The sequence below is a fragment of the Azospirillum thiophilum genome, assembly GCF_001305595.1.
GTDB lineage: Bacteria > Pseudomonadota > Alphaproteobacteria > Azospirillales > Azospirillaceae > Azospirillum > Azospirillum thiophilum.
On sequence record NZ_CP012404.1, the window covers coordinates 92,446 to 107,586 of the forward strand.

The window sequence follows — 15,141 nt, forward strand, 5'->3', positions numbered from 1 at the left end:
CGAAACGCGGCGACCGCTCCGACCGGCCACCTTGCGGTGTCCGGCCCCTGCGCGGAACAAGGATTGACCGAGAGATGCACGAGTACAGCGAGCGGCCGCACCGCCCGGAAGACCATCCCAGCCACCGGCCGCTGCCGCCGGGTTGCTTCCGGGTGCAGCGGCCCATTCGCTTTTCCCACAGCGATCCGGCCGGAATCGTCTATTTCCCGGTGTATTTCGACATGTTCAACGGGGCGGTGGAGGACTGGTTTACCCAGGGTCTGGATATCGACTATGCCAGCATGATCCTGGAGCGGCGCCTGGGCCTGCCGATCGTGCATGCCGAGTGCGACTTCCTGATCCCAAGCCGGATGGGCGACACCCTGACGCTGGGGGTGCTGCTGGAGCGGCTGGGCCGCAGCTCGCTGCAACTGCGCATCAACGGCGAGCATGAGGGGCAGGTGCGGCTGTCGGGCAGCCTGACGCTGGTCACCACCTCGCTGGACGATTTCGCCGCCGTGCCGATCCCCGACGACATCCGCGCCGCGATGGACCGCTACAGGGCCGGCTGCGAGGTGTGAGCTTGCGGGCGGTCATGGCCTCCCGTGCCCGCCGTCCTTGATGTGCCGGTGTGCCGGCAGCCTCAGGATGCCGCGGTCGCCGGCTGCTTGGCGCGCGCCGGTTCTGCTTCGGCTTCGGCTGGGCGGATGGTCGGCGGGCCGCCGGCGGCGGTGACGAGGCGGTCGCTCGCGGCCTCCAGCCGGTCTTCCAACTCGCGCATCGCCTCGGCGCGGGGACGGCCGGGAGGGATCGGCGGCAGGAACTCCACCACCACGGTGCCCGGGCGCTTCAGGAAGCTGTGGCGCGGCCAGTAGAGGCCGGCGTTCAGCGCCATCGGCACGATGGGAATTTTCAGGCTTTCATAGAGGACGCCGACGCCGATCCGGTAGGGCTTGTAGGTGCCGGGGGCGACACGGGTGCCCTGGGGGAAGATCACGATGGGGCGCCCCTCGTCCCGCACCGGGCGGGAGTTGCGGATCAGCGACTTGATCGCCGCCCCGCCGGCGCCACGGTCTACCGGGATCATCTTCGCCTTGGCGGCGTACCAGCCCCAGATCGGGATCCACATCAGCTCGCGCTTCAGGATGATCGCCGGATCCTGGACCAGCAGGTGGAGCTTCATCGTCTCCCACGCCGACTGGTGCTTGGCTGCCAGCAGATAGGGCCCGTCGGGCAGGTGCTCGCGCCCGCGCACCTCGTAGCGGATGCCGGCGAGCGTGCGTTCCAGCCAGCCGACGCTGCGCAGGTACCACACGACGACCGCTATCATCCGCGGCCGCGGCAGCAGCAGCATCCACAGCAGGGCGAAGCACATCAGCGCGGTCCAGAGATGGAACGCGATGTTGAAGGCGAGGGACCGGATCCAGATCATGGGCGGCAACTTGTCAGGTCTTTGCCGACTTCTCAAGTATTCCGCGCGGCCGGAGGTGACCGGCGGCCGCGGGGCGGCACAGGCATAGGCAGCGGGGCAGGGTGGACTCCGTCCGGCCGCGGGTGCATTGTCCCCGGCGTGGAGGGATGGCGAGGCTGTGGTGGGACCGTGATTCGTTTCGAGAATGTCGGCTTGCGGTACGGCAGCGAGGCGGAAGTGCTGCGCGACATCAGCTTCACCCTGCTGCCCGGATCCTTCCATTTCCTGACCGGCGCCAGCGGGGCGGGCAAGTCGTCGCTGCTGAAGCTGATGTATCTCGCCCATCGTCCCTCTCGCGGTCTGGTCACCCTGTTCGGCCGCGACATGGCGCTGGCGACCCGCCGCGACCTGCCGGAACTGCGGCGGCAGATCGGGGTGGTGTTCCAGGACTTCGCGCTGCTCGACCATCTGTCGGCGCTGGACAATGTGGCGCTGCCGCTGCGCATGGCCGGCACGCCGGAGGCCGACGTCGTTGCCCACTGCACCGAGATCCTGCGCTGGGTGGGGCTGGGCAATCACCTGCATGCCCTGCCCTCCACCCTGTCGGGCGGGCAGCAGCAGCGCGTGGCCATCGCCCGGTCGGTGATCAACCGGCCGCGGCTGCTGTTGGCCGACGAGCCGACCGGCAATGTCGACGACGGCATCGGCATGCGCCTGCTCTATCTGTTCGAGGAGTTGTACAAGCTGGGGACGACCGTGGTGATCGCCACCCACAACGAGGCGCTGATCCGCCGTTTCGACCACCCGCGCCTGCATCTCGACAACGGCCGGCTGCTGGTGCTGCCGTCGCGCGGCAGCCGGGCGCACGAGACGCGCCCCCCCGGTGGGGAGTAGCGGCATGGCGCTGCGCCCGGTCCGTCCCCGGTCCGACCTGCCGCTGGCGGTCGATCCCTCCTCGCGCTTCCTCGGCTGGATCACCGCGCTGATGGTGTTCCTGGCCGTGCTGGCACTGGCCGGCGCAATGCTGGTGTCGGACATGGCGCGGCGCTGGGACAGCGGGCTGGCCGGCGGGCTGACCGTCCAGGTGGCGCCGATGCCGGGTGCTCCCGTCGCCCCGCTGGACGAGCGGGTGGAGGCGGCGCTGACCGTGCTGCGTGCCTTCCCGGGCATCCGGTCGGCGACCGTGCTGGGCGGCGGCGAGATTGCCCGGCTGCTGGAACCCTGGCTGGGGGTGGGGGCGGCGGATCCGCTGCTGCCGATGCCGCGGCTGGTCGACGTCGCCACCGACGGGCCGGTCGACATCGCGGCCTTGAGGCTGCGGCTGACCTCCGCTGCGCCGGGGGCGACGCTGGACGACCATGCGGTGTGGCTCGCCGACCTGCGCTCCTTCGCCGGGGCGGTGCGGCTGGCGGCGCTGGGAGTGGTGGTGATGATCGGCGGAGCGGCAGTGATGACCGTGGTCTTCGCCGTGCGCACCGGCCTCGCCATCCATCGGCCGGTCGTGGAGTTGCTGCACCTGATGGGAGCCACCGACCGCTATGTCTCGCGCCAGTTCGAGCGGCATGTGGTGGGCCTGAGCCTGCGCGGCGGCGGGATCGGGCTGCTGCTGGCCGGTGGCACGCTGTTCGGGCTGCACCGAGCGTCGCAGGGGCTAAGGGCCAGCCTGCTGCCGGATCTGGCGCTGATGCCCTGGCAATGGGCGGTGCTGCTGCTGGTGCCGGGGGCGCTGGCCCTGCTGGCCCTGGCGACCGCGCGCTGGACCGTGCTGCGGACGCTGGAGTCCATGCCATGAGAGTATGGGCCATGATGGGATGGTCCGCGAGGGCCCCGCGATGAGACCGGTGCATCGGCGGCGCGACGGCGGAACGATGGCCCGGGCGGTCGGGAATCTGCTGGCCGGAGCGGTGGTGCTGGCGGTGCTGTGGCTGGCCGGCCTGATCTGGTATGCCGCCGACGTGCCGCGCATCTCCCCCGTCATCGGCCCCGATGCGGGACGAACGACCGACGCCATCGTCGTGCTGACCGGCGGCAGCAACCGGCTGGGGACCGGCCTGGAGCTTCTGGCCGCAGGGCGGGCGCGCAAGCTGTTTGTCTCCGGCGTCTATGACGGGGTGGAGGTGCAGGAACTGCTGAAGCTGTCGCGCCACTCCCCGACCGAGATGGAGTGCTGCATCACGTTGGGCTATTCCGCCGACAGCACCATCGGCAACGCCTATGAGACGGCGGACTGGATGCGTGACCAGGGATTCCGGTCGCTGCGGGTGGTGACGGCCAACTACCACATGCGCCGCAGCCTGCTGGAACTGTCGATGGCGATGCCAGACATGGAACTGGTTCCCCACCCGGTGGTCGCCCCCACCGTCCATTTGGACGAGTGGTGGCTGTGGCCGGGCACCGCCAACCTGCTGGTCAACGAGTACAACAAGCTGCTGGTGGCGAGCCTGCGCTGGCTGGTCCACCGCGCGGTGGAGGGCTGACTGGGAGCGTCAGCCGCCCGCGGCCGCCATGAGAATCGCGACGGCCGCTGCGAGGCACAGAGCCGCGAGCGCCAGTTGCAGGCGCAGCCCCCGCGGGCTGGCCAGCGTCGGCGGCTGGTCCAAATCCTCGGTTGCGCCGAGGCTGTCCAGCGCCTCGCGCCGGAACATGCGGCCGCCCCCCTGCGGCTCCGGTGCAGTGGATGTCATCGGTTTTCCCTGTTGCTTTCGCCAGCAGGCGTTGGCGAGGAAGAAATTAAATTGTCATTCTGAAACAAGTTTATGTCCATTCCGACACGCGTTCTTTCTTGCCACCTTTTTGAGCATACGCATAATAGTTGCTGTATGGAGCGCGTTGCCAGCATTCGCTGCTGATCGGCCGCCTGTTTCGGGAGAACTCATGGACGGGATCGATCGTGTTGGGCTGGCCATCGCCCCATCGGCCGTCGCTCGTCTCGATATCGCCGTGCTGGCCGGGAACGCCGCCGCCTTCGCACCGCTGGGATTCCCGCGGCTGGCCCCGGTGCTGGCCCGGCTGTCGCCGCCATGGCTGGCGGTCGGAGCCCGGGTGGGAGGAGTGCCGGCCGGGCTGGCGCTGGGGCAGATCCACGACGGCGAGGCGACCCTGCTGTCGCTGACGGTCGCGCGCAGCCTGCGCCGCCGCGGCATCGGCCGGCTGCTGGCGGCGGGGTGGGAGGAGGCTGCGGTCGCCGCCGGCGCCGTCCGCCTGCGCGCCGGATTCTCCGAACATCTGCCGGGCCGGGCCGCGCTGGCCGCGACCCTGTCGGCCGTCGGCTGGACGCCGCCGCGGCTGGCCCAGGTCTGGGCGATCGGGGAGACGGCGCCGATGGTGGAGGCGGTCGGTCGCTGGCCGTCGGTCGCCGGGCGGCTGCGCGATCCGGACGGCTTCGCCTTTGAGGCGTGGCGGACGCCGGACGCGGCCGACCGCGCCGCCATCGCCGCGCTGGCCGCCGAGCCGGAGCATCTGCCCCACATGCATCCCGACATCCGCGCCGACCATGTCGTGCCCGCCTGCTCCGTCGCGGTGCGGCGGCATGGCGCACTGGTCGGCTGGGTGCTGGGCGAACGGGCGGAGCGGGTTCCGCTCGACGGCTGCCGCGACCGCCCGGCGATCCATTACCGCAGCGCCTATCTGGCGCGGCGGCTCTGGCACACCGGCATGCTGGTCGGCGCCTATTGGCACGCCTATGCCCGGCAGGCCGAGGCCTTCGGGCCGGCCTCCATCGCCATGTTCGCCACCGTTTTCCCCCGGATGATGGCGTTGGTCCGGCGGCGCTTCGCCCCGATCTCGCTGCGGGTGGACGAAACCTTCGAGATGACCCGCAGCCCTTTTTCAACCATGGGAGCCTTTCCGAGATGAGCACCACCGACCTGAAGAGCCTGTTCGGCCTTGACGCCATCGCCGCGGTGGCCGAGCGGCTGAAGACCGACGACGCCTTCCGCGCCGAGGCTGAAACCGACCTAAACGCCGCGATCAAGCGTCACTACGATGTGGATCTGCCGGTCCCGCTTCGCCTGGCCGTGGTGGATGGCGAATTCACCGCGGTCCCGGCCGAGGACGCCCATGCCGAGTTGAGCGACGAGGAGCTGGATCTGGTCGCCGGCGGCATTCCCATGATGCCGCAATCAAAGAAGAGCGGTGGGCACGTCGCTTTCGAGTGAGTGCGGCCATCGAACGACCGTCGAGGCGGCGGCATCCGGGCAGATGCCGCCGCCCGCAGCCTTGCAGCCTTCGAGCGAGGGCCGGAGCGGCGTATCCTTCCCTGGAAAGTCCACAGCCATTCCGGCCATCCTGAAACACTGGCGCCGGCGCAGCGTCTCCGACTTGCGGGATGTGCTGTGCCGCCGGGCGGCGACTCCCGAACTGCGCCAGGGCGAGACCACCGAATGCGGGCTGGCCGCGCTCGCCATCATGCTGGCCCATCATGGCCGGCCGGTCCCGCTGGAGCGGTTGCGGGCCGAGGCCGGATCGACCCGGCTGGGCGTCACCGCCCGCACGCTCATCCAGATCGCCCGCCGGCACGGCATGGTGGCCCGCGCCTTCCGCAAGGAGCCGGAGGGGCTGGCGGCGCTCGGTTTCCCGCTGATCATCCATTGCCGGTTCATCCATTTCGTGGTCGTCGAGGCGGCGACCGCCGAAGGACTTCTGGTCAACGACCCGGCCTGCGGCCCGCTGGTCATGGGCTGGGACGAGGTGGCGGACTCCTTCACCGGCATCGCCATCACCGTCCAGCCACCGGCCTTCGACGTCCAGGCCGCACCCTCCGGCCGGCGCCCGCCGACGCCGGTGCGGATGCTGGTGCAAAGGCTGGCGCCGCAGCGGCGGCTGGTTGCCGCCATTGCCGGGCTTGCCATCACGATGCGGGTCGCGGCGGTCGCGGCGGCATTTGCTGCGGGGGCCTGGGTGGATGGCCGGTCCGGTTTCCTTCCATTGGGTTCGGCGCTCGCCGCCACTGTTCTGGCTGGCTGGGCGCGCGACCGGGCGACGGCGCTGCTCGGCGGCCGGCTGGCAGATGCGACCGCCGCCGCCGCTTTCGACCGTCTGCGACGGCTGCCTCCCGGCTGGTTCGCCCGCCGGTCGGGCGCGCAGGTGCTGGCGGCCCCTCTGGCGGGCGGTACGCTCCAGCGCCGGATCGGCGCGGTCGCGGGTTTGGCCGAACTTCCCCTCCCGGTCCTGCCATTGACGGCGGTGCTGTGGATCGACGTCCAGGCCGGGGCGGCAGTGGGCCTGACGCTGCTGGCGGCGCTGGCGGCGCTCAGCCTGGTGCATGGCCGGCGCGGCGGCGTGGTGGCACGGCTGGGCGCCGCGGCTGCGGTACCGCTGGTGCCGGACGAGGGGACGGTCGCGGCGCTCGGCTGCCACAAGGCCGGCGGGCGGGAAGGGGAGTTGATCGCCCGGCTCGCCGGCCGCCACGCCGGGCTCACCGTGGTGGCGCAGAAGGCCGCCGCCGGCCATGCCGGCCTGACCGGACTGCGCGCCGGTCTCGCCGGTCTTGGATTTGGATTGGCGTTGGTGCTGGGGCTGGCCGGTCTGGCTGCCGGACGGCTTCTTCCGGGCGAGGTGCTGACGCTGGCCGCCTTGGCGCTGGCCGTTCACCGGCCGCTCGGCCGGCTGGACCGGGCAGGGCCGGCACTTCAATCGATAAAGGACGCCCTGTACCGGCTGGACGACGCCGAGTCGGCCACGGCCGGGCCCGATCCATCGCCTGTCGTCTTGAAGTCCGCGAGGCCGCCGGCCGCCGGCCTGTCCTTCGAGGATGCCGGTTTCCAACCCTCACCGCAGGCGCCGCCGCTGTTGTCCGGCATCACGCTGCGGCTGGAACCGGGCGAGCGGCTGGCGATCCTCGGCCCTTCCGGTTCCGGCAAGTCGGTGTTGGCCAAGCTCGCCTGCGGCCTGCTGGAGTGTTCGGCTGGTTCCATATCGCTGGCCGGGGAGCCGGTGGCGGCGGTGGCGCAGCGTTGTCCCGGCGCGGTGGTGCTGGTCGACCGCGCCAGCCCGGTCACCGGCGGCACGGTGGCCGGGAACTTGCGGGCAGGCGACGAGCGGTTGGCGGACGCGTCGCTGGTGGCGGCACTGGAACTGGTGGAGCTGTGGACGGACCTGGAGCCGCGTGGCGGCCTGTCCTTGGCGCTGAGCCGCGGCGGTACGGAGTTGAGCGGCGGCCAGCGGCGCCGGCTGGCGTTGGCGCGGGCGTTGCTGCGCGACCCGGTGCTGCTGGTGATCGACGAAGCCCTCGATGCGCTGGAACCGGCGCTGGCCGCCAGGATTCTTGACCGTCTGCACCGGCCGGACCGCATCCTTCTGGTGGTCGGCCGCCGACCGGAGACACTGGAGGGCTGCGAGCGCCATCTGCTGCTCGGCGTGGCGGAGGCGGCATCGTGACGGGCGGCGATCTTGCCGTTGTGTTACGCCGCCTGATCCTTGAGGCGGATGGCGGCGAAGCGGCGTTGCGTGCGGCGGCCCCCTCTTTGGGGCTGCGTCTGCGCCGTGTCCGCCTGCGGCCCGGCCACAAGGGGACCGAGCCATGGTGGCGGTGCGACCATGGCCCGTTGCTGGGCTTCCGTCGCGCCGACGGCAGCCCGGTGCTTCTGCTGCCCGACGGCAGCGGCGGCTATCGTCTGGAGGGGGCCGGCGATGAGGTCCACCCGGTGGACGCCGCGCTGGCCGTTACGCTGTCCGCGGAAGCCTGTGCACCGGTGGTCGGCGGCGGGGCCGGGGCGCTGACGCCGGCAGGCTGGCACAGTCGCGCCAGGGCCGGGGGGACCGGCCAGGGGCTGGCGCTGCCGGCGGCGCTGGGCGGCGGGATCGCGATGGCGCTGCCGGGGGCGGCGCTGCAGGCCGTGGGAGAGCGGGCGCTGGCTGGCGATGGGACGGCGATCGGCGCACTGGCGGCGGTCCTGCCGCTGGCAGCGCTGGCCGCCGGCCTGTGCGAGCGGGTGCGGCGAGTGGCATCGGCGCGGGAGGCGGCGCCGGCCGACCTCCGCCTGCATGCCGTGCTGTGGGAACGGCTGCTCGCCGTTCCGCTGGGACTCGTGCAGGCGGTGCCGGCCGCCGTCCAGGTGGAGCGGCTGCGGGACGGCGTCACAGCGATGCAGCGCGCCGTTGCCCGACGCCGGTCGGCCGTCCAGGCCCTGGCGGCGCTGGGTCCGGTGCTGGCGGTAATGGGGTGGGCGGCGCCCGGGCCGGCACTGGCGGGCGGCGGGCTGATGGTTGCGGGGGGGCTGGCGCGCGGCTGGCTGCTGCGCCGGTCCGACGCGGCACGGCGGGCCGGGGCCATGGCCATGGCGGTATCCTGGCACCGGCTGGAACTGGCGGCGTTTGGCCTGCCGCAACTGCGGTTGCTGGGAGCGGCGCCCTGGGTGGCGGATCTTGCGGTTTCGGCTCTGCGCGGTTCCGCCGCGCAGGTGCGCCGGGCGGCGGAGCGCGAGGCCGACGCCGATGCGCTGGGCCATGCGCTGGCGCTGGGGGCGCCGCTGCTCGTCGCCGGCTTGGCGCTGGGTGAGGGGCTTGGGGTGCCCAATGCTGCCGGCGCGGCCCTGGCCACACTGCCGGCGGCAAGGGCGGTGTTGCGGCTGGCGACCGCCTTCGGGCATTTGCCGGATCGGGAACGCCTGGAGCCGTTACGCCCTTTGCTGGAGGCGCCTCCAGACAGCCCGCCCGGCGCTCCCGACCCCGGCCCGGTCGAGCGGCTGGAACTGTGCGGTGTCAGCTTCACCCATCCCGGCGCTTCCTCGCCCTGTCTGCGCGCTGTCTCGCTCAGCCTTGCACGGGGGGAGGTGGTTGCGGTCGCCGGGCCGTCGGGCAGCGGGAAATCGACGCTGATTTCCCTGGCGCTCGGCTTGCTACGGCCGGAAACGGGCGTGGTGCGGGTCAACGGCCGCGACCTTGCCACGCTGGATGCCGCCGCCTACCGGGCCCGGATCGGCACCGTCCTGCAGGATGAGGAAATCGGGGTGGAGACGATCCGTTCCGTCATCCTGGGCATGTCGCCGCTACCGGCCGAACGCGCGTGGGAGGCGGCACGGCTGGCCCGGCTCGACGCCGACATCGCGGCGCTGCCGATGGGAATCCAGACCCTGGTGGCCGAGGGGGCCTTTCCGGCGGGAATGGTGCAGCGGCTGCTGATCGCCCGCGCGCTGGCCCGCGGATCCAACGGCCCCGTGCCCGATATCCTTGTGTTGGACGAGGCCACCGCCGCGCTGGACGAGGATGTCCAGGCCGCCCTGTTCGCCGACCTGCGCGCCCGCGGCGCCGCCGTGCTGGTGGCGAGCCACCGTCCGGCCACCCTGGCGCTGGCCGACCGGGTGCTGGACCTGTCGCCGCCAAGCAGATTCGAAGATCGCGCCGAAAGCGAATGAGAATGACTTGCAATTAGTTCCGGCTGCGGCTATCGTCCTTTTCAGGGTTCACGCCCGGGCATCGCCGACCGCACCGTCCGTCCAGCAAGAAAGACACGCCATGCACGACAGCGCCGTCTCCGCTCACGCTTCCTTCGTCGCCGCATCCCTGCCGGTGGTCGAATCCGCCCGCCTGATGTCGGGCAGCCGCGAGATCGTGATCCAGCACGCCGGGCAGAGCTACCGCCTGCGCGTGACCCGCGCCAACAAGCTCATCCTCACCAAATAAAACCTCTTCAAAGAACCTTCCGGGAAAAACGTCACCGGGAATGGGCGCCGGCCGCAATGGCCCGGCGCCCATTCCGTTTTTGAATGCCGCTTCGGATCCGGCGGTCTCTCACGCCTGCCCCTGCACCTCGTAGCCGGCATCCTCGATGGCTTGGCGGATGGCGGCTTCCTCGGCGGTTCCTTCGATGGACACCTCGCCGGCCTTCAAGTCGACCAGGGCACGGTCGACCGAGGGCAGCGCCTCCACGGCTCTGGTCACGGTCTGGGCACAATGGCCGCAGCTCATTCCGGATACTTTCAGCGTCAGCATGGGGCATTTCCCTTGAAGAGCGGTTGCGCACGATAGGGGAAGGCTGCAGCTTCCAGCGATAGGAAGGTCAAGCGGCTTTCCGCAGGCCTGCTCGACCTTCGGCATTCAGGCTCGCTCTCTCTGGCAGCAAGTCTCGAAAAAGAGATTGTGTCTCGAATAAAATACATTTCGTTCCGCACTATGTCTTTGAATCGAGACAGGCCGTGCTGCGGACAGTTCCTGGCGGCATCGCAATAACCAAGACTTACCAAATGGTTGGCTTGCGACATCCTGTCCTCGCAATCCTGGCATATGCCTTGCTCTGATCCATGCATGAATCCCGCCCCTGGGATCGGCAAAGAGTGAGCGCCGCGATGCCGCTGGTCACCTCCACCACCCTGCTGCCCGTTCCGGCGCGCCGCGTATGGCCGCTGGTGCGGTGGGACGGTGCAGTGGGCGACTGGTATCCAGGCGCCGTCTCGATGACCGTGGACGGAACGCAAAAGGGAGCGTTGCGGCGCCTGCGGCTCTATGACGGGTCGCCGGTGGTCCATCGGCTGGAGCATGTCAGCCGGATCGAGAACGCCTACACCTACGCTGTGATCGACGGGCCCTATCCGGTCGCCGACCTGCTGGCCCAGATCCGGCTGGGCGACGACGGGGACGGGCGCGCCGCCCTGCACTGGACCGCCACCTTCCATCCGCTCCATGACCCGGAGGCGGAGGCCGAACGGTTCGTCCGCGATCTCTACGATGCCGGCATGGCCCGGCTGCGCGGGCTGCTTCATCCGTGATGCCCGAAAACGACGCCCGAAACGACATCAGCGACGCCAAGCGTCCGACAAGAATAACCGAGGGAGCATCGTCCAAATGAGTTTCCTGATCTGCGTGGGAGCGCTCGCGTTCCTGATGCTGGTCGCCTATCGGGGCTTCAGCGTCATCCTCTTCGCGCCGGTCGCGGCGCTGGGGGCCGTGCTGCTGACCGACCCGTCGGCCGTACCGCCGATCTTCACCGGCCTGTTCATGGACAAGATGGTCGGCTTCGTGAAGCTGTACTTTCCGGTCTTCCTGCTGGGGGCGGTCTTCGGCAAGGTGATCGAGCTGTCCGGCTTCTCCAAGTCGATCGTCTCGGCCGTCATCAAGCTGGTCGGGCGCGAGCGTGCGGTGACCTCCATCGTCCTGGTCTGCCTGCTGCTGACCTATGGCGGCGTGTCGCTGTTCGTCGTGGTCTTCGCGGTCTATCCCTTCGCCGCCGAAATGTTCCGGCAAGGCGACATCCCCAAGCGCCTGATCCCCGGCGTGATCGCGCTCGGCGCCTTCACCGTCACCATGGACGCGCTGCCGGGCACGCCGCAGATCCAGAACATTATTCCCACCACCTTCTTCAAGACCGACGCCTATGCCGCCCCCTGGCTCGGCCTGATCGGCTCGGCCTTCATCCTGGCGCTGGGGCTGGTCTATCTGGAATGGCGCGTCCGCTCGGCCATCGCGCGGGGCGAGGGATACGGTAGCGGCCACAGCAACGAACCGGAGCCGGTGCCGGCGGAAGCGCTGCCCAACCCGATCCTGGCGCTGTCGCCGCTGGTCGCGGTCGGCGTGCTGAACAAGCTGTTCACGCTTGGCATCCCTAGCGTCTATGGGGCCACCAGCGAAGTGGCGCTGACCCCCGGCGCCAAGCCGCTGGTAACGCAGGTGTCGTCGGTCGCCGGCATCTGGGCGGTTGAAGGGGCGCTGCTCTGCGGCATCCTGATGGTGCTGGCCTTCGCCTGGAAGCCGGTGTCGCAGCGCTTCGCCGAAGGCACCAAGGCCGCCATCGGCGGGTCGCTGCTGGCCGCCATGAACACGGCGTCGGAATACGGCTTCGGTGCGGTCATCGCGGCGCTGCCGGGCTTCCTGATCATCCGCGACGCCCTGTCTGCCATCCCGAACCCGCTGGTCAACGAGGCGGTGACCGTCACCGCGCTGGCCGGCATCACCGGGTCGGCATCTGGCGGCATGAGCATCGCGCTGGCGGCGATGGCCGACCAGTTCATCACCGCGGCCAACGCCGCCGGCATCCCGATGGAGGTGCTGCACCGCGTCGCCTCCATGGCCAGCGGCGGCATGGACACCTTGCCGCACAACGGCGCCGTCATCACCTTGCTGGGTGTCACCGGCTTGACGCACCGGCAATCCTACGGCGACATCTTTGCCGTCACCTGTATCAAGACGCTGGCGGTCTTCTTCGTGATCGCCGTCTATTACCTGACCGGGATCGTCTGATCATGAAGAACAAGCTCATTTCCCTGGAAGACGCAGTCGCGCGCATTCCCGACGGTGCTTCCTTGCTGATCGGCGGCTTCATGGCCGTCGGCGGCCCCAACCGGCTGGTGGACGAGCTGATCCGCCAGGGCAAGCGCGACCTGACCATCATCGCCAACGACACCGCCCGGCCCGACAACGGGCTCGGCAAGCTGGTGGTGGAGAAGCTGGTGCGCCGGGTCGTCACCAGCCACATCGGGCTGAACCCCGAGACGCAGAAGCAGATGATCTCCGGCGCCATCGAGGTCGAGCTGGTGCCGCAGGGCACGCTGGCCGAGCGCATCCGCGCCGGCGGCGTCGGATTGGGCGGCGTGCTGACCCCCACCGGCGTCGGCACGACGGTGGAGGAGGGCAAGCGCACGGTCGAGATCGACGGCACGACCTATCTGCTGGAAATGCCGATCAAGGCCGATTTCGCGCTGGTCGCCGCCAAGCAGGCCGACCTGTACGGCAACCTCACCTATGCGTTGACCGCCCGCAACTTCAACCCGCTGATGGCGATGGCCGGCGCCACCGTGATCGCCGAGGCCGAGGACATCCTGCCGGTCGGCTGCATTCCGCCCGACGCGGTTATGACGCCGTCGGTGCTGGTCGACCACATCGTCACCGCCAAGCCGCGCTGATCGGGGAGTAGAAAGCCATGGATGAAAAGACCCTGATCGCCAAGCGCGTCGCGCTGGAGCTGTTGGACGGCGACCTCGTCAACCTGGGCATCGGCCTGCCGACCCTGGTCGCCCGCTACGTCCCCGCCGGACGGCATGTGTTCTTCCAGTCGGAGAACGGCATCGTCGGCATGTCCGGCCCGATCACCGGGGCGGAGAACCACGACCTGACCGATGCCGGCGGCTCGCCCATCTCGGCCCTGCCGGGGGCGGCGTCCTTCGACAGCGCCTTCTCCTTCGGGCTGATCCGCGGCGGCCATCTGGACGTCACCGTGCTCGGCGGCCTGCAGGTGGACCGCGAGGGGCGGCTCGCCAACTGGATGGTGCCGGGCAAGATGGTGCCGGGCATGGGCGGCGCCATGGATCTGGTCACCGGCGCCCGCCGGGTGATCGTCGCCATGCAGCACAGCGCCAAGGGCGAACCGAAGATCGTCGAGCGCTGCGCGCTGCCGCTGACCTCCGTCCGCCGGGTCGATCTGGTGGTGACCGACCTCGCCGTCATCGAGCCGACCGATGCCGGCCTCGTCTTGAAGGAAACCGCCCCCGGTGTCACGGTGGAGCAGGTGATCGCAAACACCGGGTGCGAGCTGATCGTCGCCCCGGATCTCCGTTCCATGTCGCTCTAAGGGTAAGAAGAATGACCAATCTGAAGGGGAAGGCCGCGCTCGTCACTGGGTCCACCAGCGGGATCGGCCTTGGAATCGCACGGCAATTGGCGGCGCAGGGCGCCGACCTGATGCTGAACGGCTTCGGCGACGCGTCCTACATCGCGGAGCTGTGCCAATCGCTGTCGGCGGAATTCGGCGTCCGTGTCGCCCACAACGGCGCCGACATGTCGAAGCCGGCGGAGATCGAGGCGATGGTCGCCGCGACCGAGACGGCCTATGGCCGGCTGGACGTGCTGGTCAACAATGCCGGCATCCAGCATGTGTCGCCTGTCGATGCCTTCCCGGTGGAACGGTGGGATGCGGTGATCGCCATCAACCTGTCGGCCGTCTTCCACGGTACCCGCGCAGCATTGCCGGGCATGAAGGCGCGCGGCTGGGGCCGCGTCATCAACATCGCTTCGGTCCACGGGCTGGTGGCATCGGTCAACAAGTCGGCCTACGTCGCCGCCAAGCATGGCGTGATCGGGCTGACCAAGGTTACGGCGCTGGAACTGGCGGAGACGGGCATCACCTGCAACGCCATCTGTCCGGGCTGGGTGCTGACACCTCTGGTGCAGAAGCAGATCGACGCGCTCGCCGCAAGCCGCGGCGTGTCGATCGAGGAGGCCGGGCGCGAACTCCTGAGCGAGAAGCAGCCGTCAAAGTCCTTCGTCACGCCGGAACAGCTGGGCGAACTGGCGGTGTTCCTGTGCTCCGACGCGGCCGGAAACATGCGCGGTGCGGCGCTGACCATGGATGGCGGCTGGACGGCGCAGTGAGGTCGTCGGGGGTGGGCCGCAAGGCCTGCCCCGCTTTTTCAGTTGCCGCTGGATGCGGGAATCGTGTCGAACGGGGTGGCGATGAAGGGACGGCCCTGACCATGACCGGCACGGGCGTGGCCGCGTTCCGTTGCCGCCTGTCGGTAATAGCCGACAACGAATACGCGCAGTGCGTTGGCGAGCGATACGCCGGATTGGGCGGTACGGCGACTCTGCTGTTCCATCCGTTCGCGGACATCGGCGCACAATTCGTCCACCGTCAGATCTTCTCGGTGACAAATTTCATCGAGCCCTTCCCAATAGGATGGCTCCAACCTGACCGTGAATTCACGCCCGGACAATCTCAGCGTGCGGGATGTCAATGAGGCGACGCCCATGGATTGACCAACGCAAGCAGAACTGTTCCCGTCGCTTGACATGCCGAAAAATCCTCGTACTACCTGTGCGATCTC

The 15,141-nt window shown here is 69.7% G+C and carries 18 protein-coding genes; 14 read left to right on the plus strand and 4 right to left on the minus strand.

Annotated features, from left to right (window positions below):
* Nucleotides 1-74: 74 nt before the first annotated feature.
* Nucleotides 75-560, plus strand: coding sequence for an acyl-CoA thioesterase (locus tag AL072_RS23315; RefSeq protein WP_245636991.1), 486 nt, complete (start codon nucleotides 75-77; stop codon nucleotides 558-560).
* Nucleotides 561-622: 62 nt separating this feature from the next.
* Here the strand turns inward: AL072_RS23315 and AL072_RS23320 are convergent, their stop codons facing one another.
* Nucleotides 623-1,411 (minus strand): lysophospholipid acyltransferase family protein, encoded by a 789-nt coding sequence (locus AL072_RS23320; protein ID WP_045583712.1) that lies wholly within the window; start codon nucleotides 1,409-1,411, stop codon nucleotides 623-625.
* A gap of 168 nt (nucleotides 1,412-1,579) precedes the next feature.
* On the opposite strand from AL072_RS23320, the gene ftsE reads away from it, so the two are divergent.
* From ftsE to AL072_RS23335, 3 genes are read left to right on the plus strand one after another with little or no spacing between them, the layout of a single operon-like run.
* Nucleotides 1,580-2,284: a cell division ATP-binding protein FtsE gene (gene ftsE, locus AL072_RS23325; RefSeq protein ID WP_045583711.1), complete on the plus strand. Its 705-nt coding sequence runs from the start codon at nucleotides 1,580-1,582 to the stop codon at nucleotides 2,282-2,284.
* Between the two features lie 4 nt (nucleotides 2,285-2,288).
* Nucleotides 2,289-3,182 (plus strand): cell division protein FtsX, encoded by an 894-nt coding sequence (locus AL072_RS23330; protein WP_045583710.1) that lies wholly within the window; start codon nucleotides 2,289-2,291, stop codon nucleotides 3,180-3,182.
* 40 nt (nucleotides 3,183-3,222) lie between these two features.
* Nucleotides 3,223-3,867 (plus strand): YdcF family protein, encoded by a 645-nt coding sequence (locus tag AL072_RS23335; RefSeq protein WP_045583990.1) that lies wholly within the window; start codon nucleotides 3,223-3,225, stop codon nucleotides 3,865-3,867.
* Between the two features lie 9 nt (nucleotides 3,868-3,876).
* Here the strand turns inward: AL072_RS23335 and AL072_RS23340 are convergent, their stop codons facing one another.
* Complete coding sequence (locus AL072_RS23340) at nucleotides 3,877-4,074, minus strand: hypothetical protein (RefSeq protein ID WP_045583709.1); 198 nt, start codon at nucleotides 4,072-4,074, stop codon at nucleotides 3,877-3,879.
* 190 nt (nucleotides 4,075-4,264) lie between these two features.
* Between AL072_RS23340 and AL072_RS23345 the strand changes: the two genes are divergently transcribed.
* The 5 genes from AL072_RS23345 (at nucleotide 4,265) to hemP (ending at nucleotide 10,012) form a co-directional block, all read left to right on the plus strand.
* Nucleotides 4,265-5,245, plus strand: a complete 981-nt coding sequence (locus tag AL072_RS23345) for a GNAT family N-acetyltransferase (RefSeq protein ID WP_045583708.1) — start codon at nucleotides 4,265-4,267, stop codon at nucleotides 5,243-5,245.
* Nucleotides 5,242-5,547: a hypothetical protein gene (locus AL072_RS23350; RefSeq protein WP_045583707.1), complete on the plus strand. Its 306-nt coding sequence runs from the start codon at nucleotides 5,242-5,244 to the stop codon at nucleotides 5,545-5,547. The genes AL072_RS23345 and AL072_RS23350 overlap by 4 nt, the downstream gene beginning before the upstream one ends.
* Before the next feature lie 43 nt (nucleotides 5,548-5,590).
* Complete coding sequence (locus AL072_RS23355) at nucleotides 5,591-7,768, plus strand: cysteine peptidase family C39 domain-containing protein (RefSeq protein WP_082109113.1); 2,178 nt, start codon at nucleotides 5,591-5,593, stop codon at nucleotides 7,766-7,768.
* Complete coding sequence (locus AL072_RS23360) at nucleotides 7,765-9,744, plus strand: ATP-binding cassette domain-containing protein (protein ID WP_144428355.1); 1,980 nt, start codon at nucleotides 7,765-7,767, stop codon at nucleotides 9,742-9,744. Before AL072_RS23355 ends, AL072_RS23360 begins: the two co-directional genes overlap by 4 nt.
* Nucleotides 9,745-9,844: 100 nt before the next feature.
* Nucleotides 9,845-10,012, plus strand: coding sequence for a hemin uptake protein HemP (gene hemP, locus AL072_RS33710; RefSeq protein ID WP_082109112.1), 168 nt, complete (start codon nucleotides 9,845-9,847; stop codon nucleotides 10,010-10,012).
* A gap of 108 nt (nucleotides 10,013-10,120) precedes the next feature.
* Here hemP and AL072_RS23365 read toward each other — a convergent pair whose 3' ends face one another.
* Nucleotides 10,121-10,321: a heavy-metal-associated domain-containing protein gene (locus AL072_RS23365; protein WP_045583704.1), complete on the minus strand. Its 201-nt coding sequence runs from the start codon at nucleotides 10,319-10,321 to the stop codon at nucleotides 10,121-10,123.
* A gap of 341 nt (nucleotides 10,322-10,662) precedes the next feature.
* Between AL072_RS23365 and AL072_RS23370 the strand changes: the two genes are divergently transcribed.
* The 5 genes from AL072_RS23370 to AL072_RS23390 all read left to right on the plus strand — a co-directional run bounded on the left by AL072_RS23370 (nucleotide 10,663) and on the right by AL072_RS23390 (nucleotide 14,689).
* Complete coding sequence (locus AL072_RS23370) at nucleotides 10,663-11,094, plus strand: SRPBCC family protein (protein ID WP_245636992.1); 432 nt, start codon at nucleotides 10,663-10,665, stop codon at nucleotides 11,092-11,094.
* 76 nt (nucleotides 11,095-11,170) lie between these two features.
* Nucleotides 11,171-12,562, plus strand: coding sequence for a GntP family permease (locus AL072_RS23375; protein WP_045583702.1), 1,392 nt, complete (start codon nucleotides 11,171-11,173; stop codon nucleotides 12,560-12,562).
* A gap of 2 nt (nucleotides 12,563-12,564) precedes the next feature.
* Nucleotides 12,565-13,224 carry a CoA transferase subunit A gene (locus AL072_RS23380; RefSeq protein WP_045583701.1) on the plus strand — a complete coding sequence of 220 codons (660 nt, stop codon included), beginning with the start codon at nucleotides 12,565-12,567 and terminating at the stop codon, nucleotides 13,222-13,224.
* Between the two features lie 17 nt (nucleotides 13,225-13,241).
* Nucleotides 13,242-13,889 (plus strand): 3-oxoacid CoA-transferase subunit B, encoded by a 648-nt coding sequence (locus AL072_RS23385; RefSeq protein WP_045583700.1) that lies wholly within the window; start codon nucleotides 13,242-13,244, stop codon nucleotides 13,887-13,889.
* A gap of 11 nt (nucleotides 13,890-13,900) precedes the next feature.
* Nucleotides 13,901-14,689, plus strand: coding sequence for a 3-hydroxybutyrate dehydrogenase (locus AL072_RS23390; RefSeq protein WP_045583699.1), 789 nt, complete (start codon nucleotides 13,901-13,903; stop codon nucleotides 14,687-14,689).
* A 38-nt stretch (nucleotides 14,690-14,727) separates the two neighbouring features.
* On the opposite strand, the gene AL072_RS33715 is transcribed toward AL072_RS23390, so the two are convergent.
* A complete protein-coding gene (locus AL072_RS33715) occupies nucleotides 14,728-15,108 on the minus strand; it encodes a ribbon-helix-helix domain-containing protein (protein ID WP_082109111.1) in 381 nt (126 codons plus the stop codon).
* Between the last annotated feature and the right edge of the window lie 33 nt (nucleotides 15,109-15,141).